The 19,373-nt window shown below is 62.7% G+C and carries 16 protein-coding genes; 6 read left to right on the forward strand and 10 right to left on the reverse strand.

The window, feature by feature from the left end; translation table 11 throughout:
* Nucleotides 1-12: 12 nt before the first annotated feature.
* From ACW4TB_RS15890 to edd, 9 genes are all read right to left on the reverse strand, one after another.
* Nucleotides 13-1,167: an ABC transporter ATP-binding protein gene (locus ACW4TB_RS15890; RefSeq protein ID WP_115273971.1), complete on the reverse strand. Its 1,155-nt coding sequence runs from the start codon at nt 1,165-1,167 to the stop codon at nt 13-15.
* Nucleotides 1,168-1,170: 3 nt separating this feature from the next.
* Nucleotides 1,171-2,016, reverse strand: a complete 846-nt coding sequence (locus ACW4TB_RS15895; RefSeq protein WP_279928397.1) for a carbohydrate ABC transporter permease — start codon at nt 2,014-2,016, stop codon at nt 1,171-1,173.
* The gene (locus tag ACW4TB_RS15900) at nt 2,009-2,917 is read right to left on the reverse strand and encodes a carbohydrate ABC transporter permease (protein WP_012316021.1); all 909 of its coding nucleotides are present in this window, start codon (nt 2,915-2,917) and stop codon (nt 2,009-2,011) included. The genes ACW4TB_RS15895 and ACW4TB_RS15900 overlap by 8 nt, the downstream gene beginning before the upstream one ends.
* A 193-nt stretch (nt 2,918-3,110) precedes the next feature.
* Nucleotides 3,111-4,397 carry an ABC transporter substrate-binding protein gene (locus ACW4TB_RS15905; RefSeq protein WP_254466372.1) on the reverse strand — a complete coding sequence of 429 codons (1,287 nt, stop codon included), beginning with the start codon at nt 4,395-4,397 and terminating at the stop codon, nt 3,111-3,113.
* 104 nt (nt 4,398-4,501) lie between these two features.
* A complete protein-coding gene (locus ACW4TB_RS15910; RefSeq protein WP_279928401.1) occupies nt 4,502-5,728 on the reverse strand; it encodes a D-mannose isomerase in 1,227 nt (408 codons plus the stop codon).
* 102 nt (nt 5,729-5,830) lie between these two features.
* On the reverse strand, nt 5,831-7,285 hold the full coding sequence (locus ACW4TB_RS15915; protein ID WP_279928403.1) for an ATP-binding protein: 1,455 nt from the start codon (nt 7,283-7,285) through the stop codon (nt 5,831-5,833).
* Nucleotides 7,266-7,991 (reverse strand): two-component system response regulator GltR, encoded by a 726-nt coding sequence (gene gltR / locus ACW4TB_RS15920; RefSeq protein ID WP_279928405.1) that lies wholly within the window; start codon nt 7,989-7,991, stop codon nt 7,266-7,268. The genes ACW4TB_RS15915 and gltR overlap by 20 nt, the downstream gene beginning before the upstream one ends.
* A 65-nt stretch (nt 7,992-8,056) precedes the next feature.
* Complete coding sequence (locus tag ACW4TB_RS15925; RefSeq protein ID WP_279928407.1) at nt 8,057-9,016, reverse strand: glucokinase; 960 nt, start codon at nt 9,014-9,016, stop codon at nt 8,057-8,059.
* The gene (gene edd / locus ACW4TB_RS15930) at nt 9,013-10,839 is read right to left on the reverse strand and encodes a phosphogluconate dehydratase (protein WP_279928409.1); all 1,827 of its coding nucleotides are present in this window, start codon (nt 10,837-10,839) and stop codon (nt 9,013-9,015) included. Before edd ends, ACW4TB_RS15925 begins: the two co-directional genes overlap by 4 nt.
* 265 nt (nt 10,840-11,104) lie before the next feature.
* On the opposite strand from edd, the gene gap reads away from it, so the two are divergent.
* From gap to ACW4TB_RS15960, 6 genes are all read left to right on the forward strand, one after another.
* Complete coding sequence (gene gap, locus ACW4TB_RS15935) at nt 11,105-12,106, forward strand: type I glyceraldehyde-3-phosphate dehydrogenase (RefSeq protein WP_012316028.1); 1,002 nt, start codon at nt 11,105-11,107, stop codon at nt 12,104-12,106.
* A 220-nt stretch (nt 12,107-12,326) separates the two neighbouring features.
* Nucleotides 12,327-12,839 (forward strand): RNA polymerase sigma factor, encoded by a 513-nt coding sequence (locus ACW4TB_RS15940; RefSeq protein ID WP_012316029.1) that lies wholly within the window; start codon nt 12,327-12,329, stop codon nt 12,837-12,839.
* A 90-nt stretch (nt 12,840-12,929) separates the two neighbouring features.
* A complete protein-coding gene (locus ACW4TB_RS15945) occupies nt 12,930-13,892 on the forward strand; it encodes a FecR family protein (protein ID WP_279930738.1) in 963 nt (320 codons plus the stop codon).
* A 126-nt stretch (nt 13,893-14,018) separates the two neighbouring features.
* Nucleotides 14,019-16,607: a TonB-dependent receptor gene (locus ACW4TB_RS15950; RefSeq protein WP_279930736.1), complete on the forward strand. Its 2,589-nt coding sequence runs from the start codon at nt 14,019-14,021 to the stop codon at nt 16,605-16,607.
* A 141-nt stretch (nt 16,608-16,748) separates the two neighbouring features.
* On the forward strand, nt 16,749-17,342 hold the full coding sequence (locus tag ACW4TB_RS15955) for a biliverdin-producing heme oxygenase (RefSeq protein WP_012316032.1): 594 nt from the start codon (nt 16,749-16,751) through the stop codon (nt 17,340-17,342).
* 54 nt (nt 17,343-17,396) lie between these two features.
* Nucleotides 17,397-17,804: a YbaN family protein gene (locus tag ACW4TB_RS15960; RefSeq protein ID WP_012316033.1), complete on the forward strand. Its 408-nt coding sequence runs from the start codon at nt 17,397-17,399 to the stop codon at nt 17,802-17,804.
* On the opposite strand, the gene arcD is transcribed toward ACW4TB_RS15960, so the two are convergent.
* Nucleotides 17,790-19,217 (reverse strand): arginine-ornithine antiporter, encoded by a 1,428-nt coding sequence (gene arcD / locus ACW4TB_RS15965; RefSeq protein ID WP_279930733.1) that lies wholly within the window; start codon nt 19,215-19,217, stop codon nt 17,790-17,792. The genes ACW4TB_RS15960 and arcD overlap by 15 nt on opposite strands.
* Nucleotides 19,218-19,373 lie beyond the last annotated feature (156 nt).

Here is a 19,373-nt window from a genome sequence, read left to right on the forward strand (position 1 = left end):
GGTATCGACGATTCAACGGCTCTTGAGGTGAGTCACGTTGTCCTTCAGTGAAGCGTTGGCAGTATTCAAGTCCAGGCGTTCGCCGCTGGCGGCGTCAAACAGCAGCACCCGTGCCGGGTCGAACTGCAGGTTCAGGCTGTCACCGACCCGGCACGCCACATCCGGCGCCAGGCGGCAGCACACTTTGGTCTGGTTCAGGGTGACGAACACCAGCAGGTCCGGCCCGGTGGGCTCGGTTACCTGGACCTCGGCGCGAATGCCCGGCAGGCCGTTGCCCTCCCCCGTACCCAGGCTGATCTGCTCCGGGCGGATACCAAGGATGATCTCGCGCCCGTCCAGCTCGTCACCGGCCACGCCCAACGGCAGCTCGCAACGCGCCTGGCCGCTGTCGAGCAGGGCCAGCAGGCGCCCATCCTGCCTGGCCAGGCGTACCGGTATGAAGTTCATTGGCGGCGAGCCGATGAAGCTGGCAACGAACTGATTGGCCGGGTCGTTGTAGATCTGCTGCGGGGTACCGAACTGCTGAATGATGCCGTCCTTCATCACCGCAACCTTGTCGCCCAGGGTCATGGCCTCGATCTGGTCGTGGGTGACATACACCGTGGTGGTCTTGAGTCGCTGGTGCATCAGTTTCATTTCCGTGCGCATCTCGACGCGCAGCTTGGCGTCGAGGTTGGACAGCGGCTCGTCGAACAGATAGATCTTCGGCCGCCGCGCCAACGCGCGGCCCATCGCCACCCGCTGCTGCTGGCCACCGGACAATTGCGCCGGCTTGCGTGAAAGCAGGTGTTCGATCTGCAACAGCTTGGCCACACGCGCCACTTCCTCGTCGATGGCAGCCTGGGGCATCTTGCGGATCTTCAGGCCAAATTCGATGTTCTCGCGCACGCTCATGGTCGGGTACAGCGCGTAGGACTGGAACACCATGGCGATATCACGATCCTTGGGGCTCATGCCGCTGACATCCTGGTCATCGATGAGAATCGCGCCACCGGTGATGTTCTCAAGGCCTGCGATGCAGTTCATCAAAGTCGATTTACCGCAACCCGAAGGGCCGACCAATATCAGGAATTCGCCGTCTTTGATCGACAGCTGGATGTCCTTTAGGGTGTCCGGCAGGCCGCTGCCGTAGGTCTTGTTCACATTACGAAGTTCAAGCGTTGCCATGACTTACCCCTTGACGGCGCCGGCTGTGAGCCCGCGAACGAAATACTTGCCTGCCACCACATAGACCAGCAGGGTTGGCAGGCCGGCGATCATCGCCGCCGCCATGTCGACGTTGTATTCCTTGGCCCCGGTACTGGTGTTGACCAGGTTGTTCAGGGCCACGGTGATCGGTTGCGAGTCGCCGCTGGAGAACACCACGCCGAACAGGAAGTCGTTCCAGATCTGGGTGAACTGCCAGATCAGGCAGACCATGATGATCGGTGTCGACATCGGCAGGATGATGCGGCGAAAAATGGTGAAGAACCCGGCACCGTCAAGGCGTGCGGCCTTGACCAGCGCATCGGGAATGCTCACGTAGAAGTTGCGGAAGAACAGCGTGGTGAAGGCCAGGCCGTAGACTACATGCACCAGCACAAGGCCACTGGTGGTGCTGGCCAGGCCCAACTTGCCAAGGGTGAACGATGCTGGCAGCAGCACGGTCTGGAACGGCAGGAAGCAACCGAACAGCAGCAGGCCAAAAAACAGCTGCGACCCGCGGAAACGCCACATCGACAGCACATAGCCGTTGAGCGCACCGATGGCGGTCGAAATCAGCACCGCCGGTACGGTGATCATGATCGAGTTCCAGAAGTACCCGCTGACCGTGCCCCAGGCCTTGACCCAGCCGATGCCGCTGACTACGGTCGGCCAGCTCAGCAGGTTACCCGTACTGATGTCCTCCGGGGTCTTGAAGCTGGTCAGCAGCATCACCACCAAGGGCACCAGGTAAAGCAGCACGGCCATCAGTAACACAGTGTGAATGGCGATGCGGCTGATGCTCGGCACCGATTTGTCGACAGGGCTATGCATGGCGTTTGCTCCGCAGCTCCGAGTACAGGTAAGGCACGAGGATCGCCAGGATCGCCCCGAGCATGAGGATGGCGCTGGCCGAGCCCATGCCCATCTGGCCGCGGCTGAAGGTGAACGAATACATGAACATCGCCGGCAGGTCGGACGAGTAGCCCGGGCCACCAGCGGTCATTGCGGCCACCAGGTCGAAGCTCTTGATCGCAATGTGCGAGAGGATCATCAGCGAACTGAAGAACACCGGGCGCAGGCTTGGCAGCACGACAGTCCAGTAGATGCGTGGCAGGCTTGCGCCATCCATCTGCGCAGCACGGATAATCGACTGGTCGACCCCGCGCAGGCCGGCCAGAAACATCGCCATGATGAAGCCCGAGGCTTGCCAAACGGCGGCGATCACCAGGCAGTACACCACTCGGTCGGGGTCGATCAGCCAGTCCAGGCGAAACCCCTCCCAGCCCCAGTCACGCAACAGCTTGTCCAGCCCCATGCCAGGGTTGAGCAGCCACTTCCAGGCGGTACCGGTGACGATCATGGACAAGGCCATCGGGTACAGGTAGACCGTGCGGATGAAACCTTCGCGGCGGATGCGCTGGTCGAGCAGCACCGCCAATAGTACGCCGATGGCGAGGCTGATACCGATGAACAGCCCGCCGAACACCAGCAGGTTCTTGCTGGCTACCCACCAGCGGTCGTTGTCGAACAGCCTGGCGTATTGCGCAAGGCCCGCCCACTTGTAAGTTGGCAGGAAGGTCGAGGTGGTGAATGACAGGACGAACGTCCACAGGATGTAGCCGTAAAAGCCCACCAGGACGATGAACATGCTTGGTGCCAGCACCAGCTTGGGTAGCCAGCGCTGCAGCGCGTCCAGGGGAGAGGCCCGCAGTCGGGCGGTTGCTGTAGTCATGATTCACCTTGAAGGCACTGCCCATCTGCTGTAGGAGCGGCCTTGCGTCGCGAAAGGGCTGCGCAGCAGCCCCAGGGGCTCGAGAATAAAGACAGACCGTCGAACCTGGCTTGCAGGCCTGGGGACCGCTTCGCGGTCCTTTCGCGACACAAGGCCGCTCCTACAAGAGCAATCGTGCCTGCCTTGAGCTTGGTTACTTGGCCGATCTGATCGCCGCCGCCAGCTTTTTCGCTGCATCGGCAGGGTCGGCCTTGGGATCGTTGATGTAGTTGGTGACCACATCGAAGAAAGCGCCCTGCACGGCCAGCGTGGTGGCCATGTTGTGCGCCATGCTCGGCTGCAGGCCGCCGGTTTTGGCGTCGGCCATGAAGTCCTTGGCAGAAGTCTGGGCGCAAGCGTCGAAGCCATAGGTGCCCATGTCCGCGAGCATGTCGTTACGCACGGGAATGGAGCCTTTGTTGATGCTGAAGACCTTCTGGAAGTCCTGGCCAAGCACCTTTTTGGCGATGTCCTGCTGGCCAGCGGCCGTGCCCTCGTCGTTCTGCTTGAACACCACCAGCGAGTCGATGTTGTACAGGAAGGCCTTGTCGGTGCCTGGGAACGCGACGCACTGGTAGTCCTTGCCGGCGGTCTTCTTGGCCAAGGTCCACTCGCTCTTGGCCCAGTCGCCCATGATCTGCATGCCGGCCTTGCCATTGATGACTTTGGCCGCTTCCAGGTTCCAGTCCTGGCCTTTGCCGTCAGGGTCCATGTAGGTGGCGACCTTCTTCAGCTCGGTCAGCGACTTGACCATCTGCGGCCCGGTCAGCGTGGCTTCATCGAGGTCGACCAGCGCTTTCTTGTAACCGTCTGCCCCCATCACCGACAGCACCACACTCTCGAACACCGTGCTGTCCTGCCATGGCTGGCCGCCGTGGGCGAGCGGGATGAAGCCGGCGGCCTTGAGTTTGTCGGCGGCGGCGTAGAATTCGTCGAGGGTGGTCGGCGCCTTGTCGACGCCGGCCTTCTTGAACACTTCGGGGTTGATCCACAGCCAGTTGATGCGGTGGATGTTCACCGGCACGGCCACGTAGTCACCTTCGTACTTGACGGTGTCGGCGACTTTCTTGTCGAGCAACGAGTCCCACTTCTCTTGCTTGGCCACATCCCTGAGGACATCCGGGTCCAGCAGGCCGGTGGCAGCCCAGTCCTGAATGTCCGGCCCCTTGATCTGGGCAACGCCAGGCGGGTTACCGGCCACGGCGCGACTCTTGAGCACGGTCATGGCCGTGGCGCCACCACCGCCGGCAACCGCACCATCCTTCCAGGTGAAGCCATCCTTCTCGACCTGGGCCTTGAGCACATCGACTGCCGCTTTTTCACCACCGGATGTCCACCAGTGAACCACTTCGACACTGCCTTTGGAGTCGGCGGCGAAGGCACTGAGCGGGAACAGGGAGGCGAAGGAAATCGCGGCAGCGAGGCGGAGAGTCGAATTCATCGGAATACCTTTCTTGTTGTTATGCCGGGCAAGTCGAGCGCTTGCATTGCATGGAGTCTAATCAGAGTGCCCGCTGCGTCAGGTAACGAAGCGATGCGTGAATGTCATCGTTTGGTTACATTGCGCGCCAGTGCGCTCGCCAGGCTGGGCGCCAGGGGCAGCGTTGGCAGCAGTACAGCCTGGTAGGCGTGATAAAGGTCTGGCTTGCCTGCCCAGATCGTCGCCGCGGGCTGATTGCCCGAGTCGAGTTCGTGGTGCCAGCTTCCGGCCGCGCGGTCGATGAAATGAGTGTCGATGAACGTCCAGAAACGCCGGTACCATTGCTCGTACTGCTGCTCGCCGGTTCGCCGCAGCAGCGCTGCGGCGCTGGCGCAGGCTTCGGCATGCACCCAGTGCAGGCGCTCGCGCACCCTGGGCTGATTGTCCCAGCCCAAGGTGTAGACGATGCCCTCGGCACCATCGATGCTCCAGGCATGCTTGCAGGCGTTGGCGAACAGTCCCCGCGCGCAGGCCAGCAGCCATGCCGGGGCAGGAAGCCCTGACTGACGTCGCGCAGCCTCAAGGTGCAGGACCAGTCGGGACCACTCGAACGCATGGCCAGGCGTTGTGCCGTATGGGCGGAAGTGATCTGCGGGATTGTCCTGGTTGTAGTCGGGCAGTGGTTGCCAGTGCACATCGAAATGTTCGACCACCTGGTAACCACTGGCGCCAGCATGGCCGTGAATGATGCGCTCGACGATACGCAGGGCGCGCTCCAGCCAAAGTACATCGCCCGTCACATCTGCCAGGGCGAGGAAGGCCTCAGTGGCGTGCATGTTGCTATTGGCGCCGCGATAGGCTTCAGGCTGCTGCCAGTCGCTGGAGAAGGACTCGCGCATCGCACCCTCTTCCTCACTCCAGAAACGCTCCTCGATGACCCGTATCGCCTGCGCCAGCAACCCCTGTGCTCCCGAAGCGCCCGCCACTACGGCAGAGCTGGCGGCAAGCGCGACGAAGGCATGCAGGTAAGCCGCCTTGCCGCTGTCGCCCAGGCCGTATGGGCGGGCGAACCAACCGCCGTACCTGGCGTCGCGCAAAGGCCCGCACAAGGCCTGCACACCATGCTCCACCAATCCCAGGCAGCCTGGCTCCCCATTAAGGTGGGCCAGGGCGAAGCTGTGGGTCATGCGCGCGGTGTTCATGGTTTCAGCGACAGCCGTGGGGGGCAGCTTGCCACGGGCGTCGAGATTGCTGAAACCTTCGGCGACTTGCGAGGCTTTGGCGAAGGAGAGCAGCCGCTGGCCCTCGCTTGTGAGCCAGGCGTTATGTTCCGGGGAATCGATGTAGTCCATGCTCCTGCTTCTTCCCTGTGTGAGGTTTGCAGATTCTAGCCAGCCGTCCTGGCTGGGATGTCACGAAGGCTTGCTGTTATGTCACCGATCAGTGACACACGTTCACTCAGTGCCGCGCGGCAGATGAAGAGTCACGCGCAACCCACCCTCGCGCAAATTGAGCAGGCTCACCTCACCACCGTGACTATGGGCAATGTTGCGTGCAATCCCCAAGCCCAAGCCATACCCCTGCTGCTGCCCGGCCAGCCTGAAATGCGGCTCGAACACCTGCTCAAGCCGCTGCTGTGGCACACCCGGCCCGTGGTCGTCCACCTGCAGGACAAAGCCCTCCGCGCTGTCGATGATGCGCAGACGAGCCCGCTCGCCGTACTTGATGGCATTGTCTATCAGGTTGCCGATGCAGCGGCGCAAGGCCAGTGGTTTGCCGGGGTACGGCGCCAGGGCCTGGCCTTCGACGGTGATGCGGCCATCCCCCAGATACGGCTCGGCGAGAATCTCCAATACCTGGTTGAGATCGACCGGCTCGATATTCTCGTGGATGTCAGTGTCTTTCACGCATTGCAGAGCGCCTTTGACCAACAGCTCCAGCTCATCCAGATCCTGGCTGAACTTGGCCTGCATGCGCTCATCTTCCAGCAGTTCAACACGCAGCCGCAGCCGGGTAATGGGCGTGCGAAGGTCATGGGAAATGGCGCTGAACAACTGGCTGCGCTCGGTGAGGTAGCGGCTGATACGTTCACGCATACTGTTGAACGCACGCCCGACCTCGACCACCTCGCTGCCACCGCCCTCGGGCACTGGAGCCACATCGGCGCCCAGCGACAGATCCCGCGCGGCCCGCGCCAAGCGCTTGAGTGGCCAGCTCTGCCAGTGCACCAGCAGGCCGATGAACAGCAGCAGCAAAGCGGTGGTCAGGACGATGAAGCCGATCTGCTGGCGTGGCAGGCGCTCGGCTTCAAGGCTGGTGTAAGGCTCAGGCAGCAACGAAGCGATGTACAGCCACTCGCCCTCGCCAAGGCGAAGCTGCGTGACCAGTACAGGCGGGTTGAGTGGTTCCAGGGTCAGCGAGTAATGCGCCCAGGAACGCGGCAGCTCATCGAGCTTCAGGCCGCTGTTGAAGATGCGCAGGTCATCGGGGGCGACGAACTCGACGGAAATATCCATCTGCGCGCCCAGCCGCTCATGCAGTACCTGCTGGAACACATCAATCACTGCCTGCTTGCGCGGCGTGATTGGCAATACCGGCATGTCCAGCGGCTTGTCGTTGAGCGACACGAAAAAACGCGTACCGCCCATGCTGCGCAACTGGTCCAGTACCATCGGCCGATAGGCCACCGGCAAAGAACGGAAATAACTGACGCTGGCACTCATCGAATGGGCCAGGCTGCCGGCACTGGCACGCAAGCCTTGCAGCTGGCTGGCACGTAACTGCGTGACCCAGATGACGCTGGACAAGCCCTGCGCCAGCAGCACCACCAGCAAGGTCAACAGCAGCATACGCCCCAGCAGCGAGCGCGGCAGCAGGCGCCAGCGGCGCTCAGGAAGCACAGCAGACATGCGCAGCCAGCAGGTAGCCACTGCCACGCACAGTGCGGATCAGCCGTGGCGGTTTGTCGGTGTCGCGCAGACGCTGACGCAGGCGGCTGACCGCCATGTCAACGATACGGTCCAGCGGCATTGGCTCACGGCCACGGGTAGCGTTGCCGATGGTATCGCGGTCGAGGATCTGCTGAGGGTGATCGAGAAAAAGCTTCAGCAAGGCGAAATCGGCACCGGAGAGGATCACCTCTTCGCCATCGCGGTGGAACAGGCGGTGGCTGACCGTGTCCAGGCGCCAGTCGTCGAAGGCCAGTACCGCGCTGGCTGGGGCGGCTTGGCCGAATTCCGCTCGACGCAGCAGCGCCTTGATTCGCGCCTGCAGTTCCCGCGGGCTGAACGGCTTGCCCAGATAATCGTCCGCACCGAGCTCAAGACCGATGACCCGGTCGGCCTCATCGGAGCTGGCGGTCAGCATGATGATCGGCACCCGCGATTGGCGCGGGTGCTGGCGCACCCAGCGACACAGGCTGAAGCCGTCCTCGTCGGGCAGCATCACATCGAGAATGACCAGATCGCAGTGAGTGTTTTCCAGAGCGTGGCGAAAACCCTGGCCATCGGCTTCGGCGTGCACCTGGAAACCGGCGCGACTCAGGTAGGTTTGCAACAGCTCGCGGATTTCCTGATCGTCGTCGACCATCAGGATCGATTTTCCGGCAGTGCTCAAGGTATCCCGCCCTCTTGTTGTCACAGGTCTTTTGCCTGCTGTGAGGGCCGCAAAGCGGCCCCCTATCAATGATCCAGAGCCTGCTGTAATGCCACGCCGGCGCCCAGCAGTCCAGAAAACTCTGCCGTCACCAGCCACACCGGCACATCCGCGAAGTACCCGCTCATGCAGCCCTTGTCGGCAAAACTTGCAGCGAACCCGCTACGCATGAACAGTTCGGTAAACCGCGGAATCACGCCGCCAACAATATAAACCCCACCGCGTGCACCCAGGGTCAGTACATTGTTACCTGCCACGCGCCCCAGGAAGCGGCAGAACTGTTCGATCACTGCCAATGCCCGTGGCTCACCACTCAGGGCGGCATCGGTAATTTCTGCTGGTGTCTTGTGCCGTACGGTATCACCGTCCAACGCACAGATAGCCTGGTACAAACGCACGAGGCCACCACCGCTGAGCACGGTTTCAGCGCTGACATGGCCAATCTGCCCATGAATCTGCTGATGGATCGCCGCTTCACGGGCATTGCCCACCGGCAAGTCGACATGCCCTCCCTCACCGGGCAGCGCCAGCCAATGCTGCTCACCCAGGCGCAGCAGGCTGCCGACGCCAAGGCCGGTACCCGGGCCGATCACCAGTGCAGGTCGCGCCGGGTCGGCCTTGCCGGGGCAGACCTGGCGCACCTCGTCCTCTTGCAGGCGGGTCATGCCCAAGGCCATCGCCGTGAAGTCATTGATCAGCAGCAACTGTTCAACCTGCAACGTCTTGCAGAATGCGCTGCGGCTCAGCCGCCAATGATTGTTGGTAAAGCGAAACTCATCACCGTCGACCGGCCCGGCCACCGCCAGGCACACCGCCGACAGCCCGCCACGGGCGATGCCTTGGCCGTGCAGGTAAGCTTCGATGGCCTGCTCCGGGCTGGTGTAGTTAGCAGTGGCGAAGACCTTCACCTGGTGCAGCTGGTTGTCACGCCACAACGCAAAACGGGCATTGGTGCCACCGATGTCGCCAACCAGCAGGTCCGTCATTTGAGGTTCTCCAGGGCCGAGGTAAAGGCGCTGGCGCCCTGCTCGGCCGAGCTGAACGCCATGCGCATGAAGCCGAACAGCTCGCGCCCACAGCCCAGGTCGTTGCCCTGTGGCGCAGGCGGCAGGTCGCGGCTGGCCAATTCCTCGGCCGACACCTTGAGCTGCAGCATGCCTTCGACACCATCGACCCGCACGATATCACCATCGCGCACCCGCGCCAGCGGTCCACCATCAAAGGCTTCAGGGCACACGTGGATGGCGGCCGGGATCTTGCCCGATGCGCCTGACATGCGCCCATCGGTGACCAGTGCGACTTTGTAGCCGCGGTCCTGCAGCACACCGAGGAACGGCGTCAGCTTGTGCAGCTCCGGCATGCCGTTGCAACGCGGCCCCTGGAAGCGCACCACTGCCACGAAGTCGCACTCCAGTTCGCCGGCCTTGAACGCATCGGCCAGCGACTGCTGGTCCTGGAACACCCGGGCCGGGGCCTCGACGACCTGATGCTCAGGGGCCACTGCGGACACTTTCATCACGCCACGCCCAAGGTTGCCTTCCATCACCCGCAGGCCGCCTTCGGCCGAGAACGGCCGTGCCACCGGGCGCAGGATGGTCTCGTCCAGACTCTGCTGCGGGCCTTCGCGCCAGACCAGCTTGCCGTTGTCCAGGAACGGTTCCTGGGTATAACGGCGCAATCCGTGGCCGGCGACGGTGTTGACGTCTTCGTGCAGCAAGCCGGCATCGAGCAGCTCACGGATCAGGAAGGACATGCCACCGGCGGCCTGGAAGTGGTTGATGTCGGCCTTGCCATTGGGGTAGACGTGGGACAGCGTCGGCACCACTTCGGACAGGTCGGCCATGTCCTGCCAGGTGAGCTGGATGCCTGCCGCCTGGGCGATCGCCGGCATGTGCAGGGTGTGGTTGGTCGAGCCCCCGGTGGCATGCAGGGCGACGATGGAGTTTACCAGCGATTTTTCGTCAACGATCTCGCCCAGCGGCATGAAGCTGCCACTGGCCTTGGTCATGCGCGTCACTTGCTGCGCGGCCTCGGCGGTAAGCGCGTCACGAAGCGGCGTATAGGGGTTGACGAACGAAGCTCCCGGCAGGTGCAGGCCCATCACTTCCATCACCAGCTGGTTGGTGTTGGCGGTGCCGTAGAAGGTGCAAGTGCCTGGGCTGTGGTAGGACTTCATCTCCGACTCCAGCAGCTCCTCACGGCTGGCCTTGCCCTCGGCATAGCGCTGGCGCACATCGGCCTTCTGCTTGTTGGAGATGCCGGAAACCATTGGCCCGCCCGGCACGAAAATGGTGGGCAGGTGACCGAAGCGCAGCGCGCCCATCATCAAGCCGGGGACGATCTTGTCGCATATACCCAGCATCAGCGCAGCGTCGAACATGTTGTGCGACAGCGCCACCGCAGTGGACATGGCGATCACTTCACGGCTGGCGATGGCCAGTTCCATGCCTGGCTCCCCCTGGGTCACACCATCGCACATGGCCGGCACACCGCCAGCGAATTGGCCGACGGAGCCAACTTCGCGCAGGGCCTTCTTGATCTGCTCAGGGAAATGCACATACGGCTGGTGCGCCGAGAGCATGTCGTTGTAGGCCGAGACGATGGCCACGTTGGCGGCATTCATCAGGCGCAGGCTCTGCTTGTCGTCGGCGCCACACCCGGCCACGCCATGGGCGAAGTTGGCGCACTGCAGGCTGGCCCGCATGGGTCCGTCACTGGCCGCGCCGCGAATCAGCTGCAGGTAGCGTTCACGGGTGGCACGGCTGCGTTCGATCAGCCGTTGGGTGACCTCAAGGATGCGCGGGTGCATGTACTGGACTCCAGGCTAGCGGTAAGGGCGGTTTACCAGGCATTTCCCCTCCAAACGATTGCGGCCTAGGCTCCTGTGTAAGAGACCCTGCGCATCGAGGCGGCGGCTTGCCCGACCACTCGTTGTATATTTAAACAAAATACTGCCAGTAAAAAGGCTTGTTTTCTATCGCTCAGTGAATAATCTTGTAATTCCAACAACAAAACCGTTTCAGTGAAGCTTCATTTGTGCCACCGGTTTCACTCGAACTGCCAGAGGTACTGCCATGACACTACGTATCGCCATCAACGGATTCGGCCGCATTGGTCGCAATGTCCTGCGCGCACTGTATACCCAAGGCTACCGCCACGACCTGCAGGTCGTCGCCATCAACGACCTGGGCGACAGCGCCATGAATGCCCACCTGCTCAAATACGACAGCGTACACGGTGCTTTCGATGCATCGGTGGAAGCCGACCACGAGAGCCTGACGGTCAACGGTGACCGTATCGCGGTGAGCGCCATCCGCAATCCGGCCGAGCTGCCCTGGAAGGCCGAGGCGATCGACGTGGTGTTCGAGTGCACCGGGCTGTTCACCGACCGCACCAAGGCTGCGGCGCACCTGGCAGCCGGGGCTGGCAAGGTGATCGTCTCGGCACCGGCCAAGGGCGCCGACGCCACCGTGGTGTACGGCGTCAATCATGACATTCTGCGTGCGTCGCACCAGGTCATTTCCAACGCCTCCTGCACCACCAACTGCCTGGCGCCGATCGCCCAGGTGCTGGACCGCGAGTTCGGCATCGAGCAGGGGCTGATGACCACCATCCATGCCTACACCAACGACCAGGTGCTGACCGACGTCTACCACAGCGACCCGTACCGTGCGCGCTCGGCGACCCAGTCGATGATCCCGAGCAAGACCGGCGCCGCCGAAGCCGTGGGCCTGGTGTTGCCGGAACTGGCCGGCAAGCTGACCGGCATGGCGGTACGGGTACCGGTGATCAACGTGTCGCTGGTCGACCTCACCGTCAACCTCAAGCGTGAGGCCACTGCCGAGCAGGTGAACCAGTTGTTCCTCGAAGCCAGCCGGCATTCCAAGGTGCTCGGCTACAACGCCCTGCCGCTGGTCTCATGCGACTTCAATCACAACCCGTTGTCGTCGATATTCGATGCCAACCATACCCGCGCCAACGGCAGGATGCTCAAGGTGCTGGCCTGGTATGACAATGAGTGGGGGTTCTCCAACCGCATGCTGGATAACTGCCTGGCATTGTGCAGCGCCCGCTGAGCGCAGGCGCTTGCTGGGGTAGGAGCGGCCTTGCGTCGCGAAAGGGCTGCAGAGCAGCCCCAGGGTATTCTGAGCGCTACAGTTGGGGCCGCTGCGCGGCCCTTTCGCGACGCAAGGCCGCTCCTACCGACAATCTTTACCTTTTCCTAACACTTCCAGGCTTGACCTTCAGGCAAGATGATAAGCATTATCATTAACCTTTCGTCGGCCAGGTCCCCCTGTGAGTCAGTCCCGGTTCAACTCTGTCTTCCTCGTTCAGCGCCTCCCCCTATTGCGAACCTTGCAACGCATGGTGGGCAACCCCAGCACCGCCGAGGACCTGCTTCAGGAAACCTACCTGCGGGTGTCCCGCGCTCTGGGGGAGCGGCCCATCGAACACCTCGAGCCCTTCGTCTTCCAGACCGCGCGAAACCTGGCCCTGGACCATCTGCGCACACGCCGGGTGCAATCGCGCATGCTGGTCGACGATGTGCCCGAAGAAATCCTGCACAACGTCGCCGCGCCGCTGAGCAGTAGCGAAGATGCCGCACACGCCGAGCAACTGCTCAAGCACCTGAGCGTCAGCCTCAACCAGTTGAGTGAGCGTCAGCAGCGCATTTTCATCCTCAGCCGCCTGCACGGTGCCAGCTACCTGGAAATTGCCGAGCAACTCAATGTCTCGGCCAGCACGGTCCAGAAGGAGCTGAAACTGATCATGGCAATCTGCATGGGTGTGGCCGAACGCCTGAAGTAAGACGACCGCTGGCCACCCGAGCTCGGCGAAGCGCTTGCCACGCCCCGTCTTAGCCTTGATCATTCGGGAAAATCATTTCAAGGATTCACCGTGACCGACAGCCCCGCCCCTCGCCCGCCGACCGCAGGGCCCGACGCCCGCGCCCGTGCGATGGACGAGGCGCTGGACTGGCTGGTCCGCCTGCAATGCGCCACCGAAGCGGACACGCAGGCCTTCGAGCAGTGGCTGAGCGCCGCGCCGGAAAACGCCGTGGCCTACGTCGAAGCCGAAGCCCTGTGGAACGGCACGCCGGTGCGCCAGGCCGCCACGCAAATGCATCAGGAGCGGCGCCGCTCTGTACGCGGGCGTCTGCGGGCTCACTGGAAACCCCTGGCGACCGCCGCAGTACTGCTGGTCGGGCTGTTCACCGTGGGCAACTTGCCGATGCGCCTGCAGGCCGACCACCTGACCGTGGTGGGCGAACGCCAGCGCCTGCAGCTCGATGACGGGGCCAAGGTGCTGCTCAACACCAACTCGGCTTTCGCCAGCGACGTGCGTGAAGGCCGCCAGGTGGCGCGCCTGCTGCAAGGCGAGGCGTTTTTCCAGGTACCAGGTGGTGCACAGCTGCCCTTGGAAGTGCAGGCCGGCCCGCTGCGGGCGCAGGTGCGCGACACCGATTTTGCCGTGCGCTACCTCGATGGCGAGGCGCAGGTTCGTGTGCAGCGCGGCGACGTCGATCTGCAGGCCGCCAGCGACCAGCGTATCCGCCTGAGCGCGGGTGACAGCATCAGCGTCGGCCCGCAAGGCTTCGGCCAGCGCCAGCGCCCGGACATGCACAAGGACCTGGCCTGGGTCGACGGCCGTCTGGTGTTCGAGAACTGCCCGCTTAGCCAGGTGCTGGCCGAAGTGCGGCGCTATTACCCGGGCTGGATCATCAACCGCAACGCCCACCTGGACGATATGGCGGTAACCGGCAACTACCGCCTCGATCAGCCGCTGGAGACCTTGCGCGCGCTGGCCCATATCACCTCTGCGCAACTGCACGAATACCCCGCCGTGGTCATCCTCAACTGACCTGAAAATTATTTTTACGCGATCGCCCCACCCCGCCCGTCTCGTTATAGCCAATGCAACTGATTCTTGTTTAATAACAGGAACGGTAATCATCTATAACAGTTCGCGCGTCAGGGAGCGCTTTCGATGTCCACAGGTCCAACTAGCCCGTCCCCTCTTCCCCGCCGTACCGGCCAGCTGTCCCTGCTGACCCTGGCCCTGCTCGCCAGTGGCGCCTGCGGCTTGCCGGCGCTGGCCGCAGAACCTGCGCAGGCGACAAGCCCGCGCATGGGCGACTACCGCTTCAGCATCGCCCAGCAGCCCCTGGTCGAGGCAATCAACGCCTTCAGCCTGGTGACCGGCTGGCAGGTGGGTTTCAGCGCCGAACTGGCCGACGGTGTGGCTTCGCCAGGTGTCCACGGCTCGCTGCCTCCGGAAGCGGCACTGAAACAACTGCTGCAAGGTACCGGCCTGGGCTATCGCAAGATCAGCAATGGCAATGTGGTGCTGGAGCGCCAGACGGCGGGCAATGCCATTGCCCTGCAGCAATTGACCGTCAGCGCCACCCGTAGCGCCCAGGACGTCAGCCAGGTACCCAGCACCGTGAGCGTACAGACCCGCGAACAGCTGGACCGGCAGAACGTCAACAGCATCAAGGAACTGGTGCGCTACGAGCCTGGCGTGTCGGTCGGCGGCGTTGGCCAGCGCAGCGGCCTGAACGGTTACAACATCCGCGGTATCGACGGCGAACGCATCCTCACCCAGATCGACGGTGTGTCGATCCCCGACAGCTTCTTCTACGGCCCCTACGCCCAGACACAGCGCAACTACGTCGATCCCGAGATCGTCAAGCGCGTGGAAATCCTGCGCGGCCCGGCCTCGGTGCTGTACGGCAGCAATGCCATCGGCGGTGCGGTGAGCTACTTCACCCTCGACCCGGACGACATCATCAAGCCCGGCAAGGATGTCGGCGCGCGGCTGAAGACCGGCTACAGCTCGGCCGACGACAGCTGGCTGACCTCCGCCACCGTGGCCGGCCGCCAGGGCGATTTCGATGGCTTGCTGCACGTGAGCCAGCGCAACGGCCACGAAACCGAATCCTACGGTGAAGACAGCGGCACCGGCCTGTCGCGTACCGAAGCCAACCCCGAAGACGTGCGCACCACCAACGTGCTGGCCAAGCTTGGCTGGAACTACGCCGACGACGCGCGCCTGGGCTTCACCTATGAACGCTACAAGGATGACCGTGACCAGAACATCCTAAGCGCCGTGGGCGGTCCGTTCATTCCAGGCTTTGGTGCCATGAACTCCTACCGCATGCGCCAGGGCAACGACACCGTCACCCGCGAGCGCTTCGGCATAAACCACGAGTTCGGCCTCGACAGCCTGGTCGCCGACCACGTGAAATGGAGCCTGAACTACCAGATCGCCAAGACCGACCAGCGCACCGATGAGCTGTATGTCGCGTCGGGGCGGCAAGTGCTCCGCGACCGCCAGACCACCTACAAGGACCGCCAATGGGTGTTCGATGCCCAGCTGGACAAAGCCTTCAGCATCGGCCAGACCGATCACCTGCTGACCTACGGCACCACCATAAAGCATGAAGAAGTGACCGGCTCACGCAGCGGCTCCGGCACCTGTGTGGCCATTGGCGGTAGCTGCACCGCCATCGGCCAGGACAGCTCGCGCGACGGCCAGGCCCTGGTCAGCGATTTCCCGGACCCGACCATCAACACCTACAGCCTGTTCGTGCAGGATGAAATCCGCTGGAACAACTGGACCTTCCTGCCAGGTGCCCGCTACGACTACACGCGCATGGAGCCCAAGTTCACCGACGCGTTCCTGCGTGGCATTCAGGGCTCGGGCGCAGCGCCAGGCGCCCTCGACGACTCGGACAAGAAGTGGCACCGCGTGTCGCCCAAGTTCGGCCTGACCTACGCCTTCAACGACAACTACACCTGGTACGGCCAGTACGCCGAAGGCTTCCGCACGCCGACAGCCAAGTCGATGTACGGCCGCTTCGAGAACCCGACACTGGGCTACAGCGTGCAGGGCAACCCCGGGCTTGAGCCGGAGAAGAGCAAGAGCTACGAGACCGGCCTGCGTGGCAACTTCGATGCCGGTAACTTCAGCGCTGCGGTCTTCTACAACAAGTACCGCGACTTCATCGACGAAGACGCCGTGCAGTCGGCCAACCTGGAAACCACTTTCCAGGCCAACAACATCAAGCACGCCACCATCAAGGGCGCCGAGGTCAAGGGCCGCCTCAACCTCGACCACTTCGGTGCGCCAGAAGGCCTGTACACCCAGGGTTCGATCGCTTACGCCAACGGCCGCAACGACGACAACGGCCAGCCGCTGAACAGCGTCAACCCACTGACCGGCGTGTTCGGCCTGGGTTATGAGCAGCCAAACTACGGTGGCCTGTTGAGCTGGACCCTGGTCAAGCGCAAGACCCGCGTCGACGACACCACCTTCTTTGCCCCCGACGGCGCAAGCTCGCAGTTCCGCACGCCCGGCTACGGTGTGCTGGACCTGAGCGGCTTCTACAAGGTGACCGACGATGTCACGGTCAATGCCGGGCTATACAACCTCACCGACAAGAAGTACTGGCAATGGGATGACGTGCGCGGCTACGACGGCCAGGGTGAAGCGGGTGTGACCCAGCCTGCCAACCTCGACCGCCTGACCATGCCAGGGCGCAACTTCGCCATCAATGTGGTTTGGGATATCTGACTGAGCTGATCGGTACTGGCCCTATCGCCGGCAAGCCGGCGACAGGGCAGGAACCGACAACACAAAGGCCCGTTTTTTTTACTCTCCCCACCCCACTGTTTCGTCTTGTCACTAGACGCCCCCAATCCCCAAGGACACCCCATGACCGACCGCCCAGCCCTGCGCTCGCAACGCCTCAACCAGGTCACCCACGCCCCGCACACCGAGCTCGACGCCCTGGTCAAATCCCACGCACCGTTCGACAGTCGCGAGAGTTTCGCCCGTTTCGTCGTCGCCCAGTACCTGTTCCAGTCCGAACTTCAGGCCCTGTACAACGACCCGAAATTGATCGCCATCGTGCCTGACCTGGCCCAGCGCTGCCGCGCCGATCAAGCCCGCCTGGACCTCGCCGACCTCAATACCGAAGTTCCAGCTGCAGTATCCGGCGCCTTGCACGACCCAAGCCTGGCAGAGGCGTTGGGCTGGATCTTCGTCTCCGAAGGCTCCAAACTGGGCGCCGCGTTTCTGATCAAGCGGGCCGTGGCCCTGGAACTGTCCGACAGCTTTGGCGCCCGCCACCTGGGCGAACCAGCCGGTGGCCGCGCCGAGGGTTGGAAGCAGTTCACCCGAATCCTCGATGGCCTGGCGCTGTCCGCCGAAGAAGACGCTGCTGCCGAACGCGGCGCAGTTGCCGCGTTCGAGCGCTTCACCGAACTGCTCAAACATGCCTACGCCGCCGACAGCGCGCTGGCCTGATACGCTTAACCCGGCCGCCCTTCCGGTGGCCGGACCGTTTTTCGCAGTGAGACCATGACCCGACCTGCCCGCTCGAAACTGTCGCGCCTGCTGTATGGCATCCTGGCTTACGTAAGCTTGGGTATCGGCCTGGTCGCCATAGTCATTCCTGGCCTGCCGACCACCGAGTTCATCCTTCTGGCCGCTTGGGCAGCGACACGCAGCTCGCCGCGCCTGTCGGCATGGCTGGAGAACCACCGGCTGTTCGGGCCTATCCTGTTCAACTGGCGCAATGGCAAGGTGATCCAGCGCCGGGCAAAGGTCAGCGCAACCCTCAGCATGCTGGTGTGCGCAGGCCTGATGCTGGCCTTCCTTGACCATCACTGGCCGGTATTTCTGGCCATCGCCGGCATGACCCTGGGCAACCTGTGGATCTGGTCACGGCCAGAGCAGGCATGCCCGCCCGCGTCACAGGCTCAGTAGCCCTGAATACAGCGCATAAGCTGCCAGAGCCGCGCCAATCAGCACCGCCGCAAAGATCAACTTCTCCCACGTGGTGAACAGCACCTGGCCTTGCTCATGCTTGGCCCGGGCGAACAGGATCACCCCTGGCGCATACAGCAATGCCGACAGCAGCAGGTACTTGAGCCCACCGGCATACAGCAGCCACAGCGCATACACCAGCGCCACCAACGCCACCAACAGGTCCTTGCGGCGCAGCGCCTCTTGCCCGGCATAACTCTCCCCGCGCAGCGCCATAAGCACCGCGTAGGCGGCTGACCACAGGTACGGCACCAGGATCATCGACGACGCCAGGTAGATCAGGCTGGTGTAGGTACCCGCCGAAACCAGGGTGATCAGCAAGAACCCCTGGATCATGCAGTTGGTCAGCCACAGGGCATTGGCCGGCACATGGTTGGCATTTTCCTTGGCCAAAAAGCGCGGCATGGTCTTGTCCCGTGCCGTGGCGAAGAGAATTTCGGCGCACAGCAGTGCCCACGAGAGCAAAGCGCCGAGTAGCGAAACCGCCAGGCCGATGCTGATCAGCAACGCGCCCCAGGGCCCGACGATGTGCTCAAGCACCGATGCCAGTGAGGGGTTCTGCAATCCGGCCAGTTCCGGCTGGGTCATCACGCCCAGCGACAGCACGTTGACCAGCACCAGCAGCGCCAATACCCCGAGAAAGCCGATCACCGTGGCCTTGCCCACATCGGTACGGCGCAGAGCCCGTCCTGAATAGACACTGGCGCCTTCGATACCGATGAACACGAATACGGTGACTAGCATCATGTTGCGCACCTGGTCCAGCACGTTACCGAACTGCGGGTTGCTCACGCCCCAGATATCCCGGGTAAAGATGTCGGCGCGGAAGGCGAAGGCGGCGATGACGATGAATATCAGCAGCGGCACAACCTTGGCCACGGTGGTCACCTGGTTGATGAACGCCGCTTCCTTGATGCCACGCAGCACCAGAAAGTGCACCGACCACAGCAGCAATGAGGCACAGCCGATGGCAATGGGCGTATTGCCCTCGCCGAACACCGGAAAATAGAAACCCAGGGTACTGAACAGCAGCACGAAGTACCCCACGTTGCCCAGCCAGGCGCTGATCCAGTACCCCCACGCCGAGGAGAAGCCCATGTAATCGCCAAAACCTGCCTTGGCATAGGCATACACCCCTGAATCCAGTTCAGGCTTGCGGTTGGCCAAGGTCTGGAACACGAAAGCCAGCGCCAGCATGCCCACTGCGGTGATACCCCAGCCGATCAGCACGGCACCGACATCCGCGCGCGCCGCCATGTTCTGCGGCAACGAGAAGATGCCGCCGCCAATCATCGAACCGACCACCAGTGCGATCAACGCGCCTAGGCGCAGTTTCTGTCCTGGTTCGCTCATGCGATTCCTCGTCTTTTGTGCGTGTTGTCACAACGCTGAAACAGCTTTATCTGCATATAAATAGGGCCACTTATAATAGACAAAGCCATTAAAGCTATAGCACTCATAACTCTTTTGTCTATACCGGCCGACCGAGATAAACGCTTGTCCGACGTG

The organism is Lelliottia jeotgali (assembly GCF_977070485.1).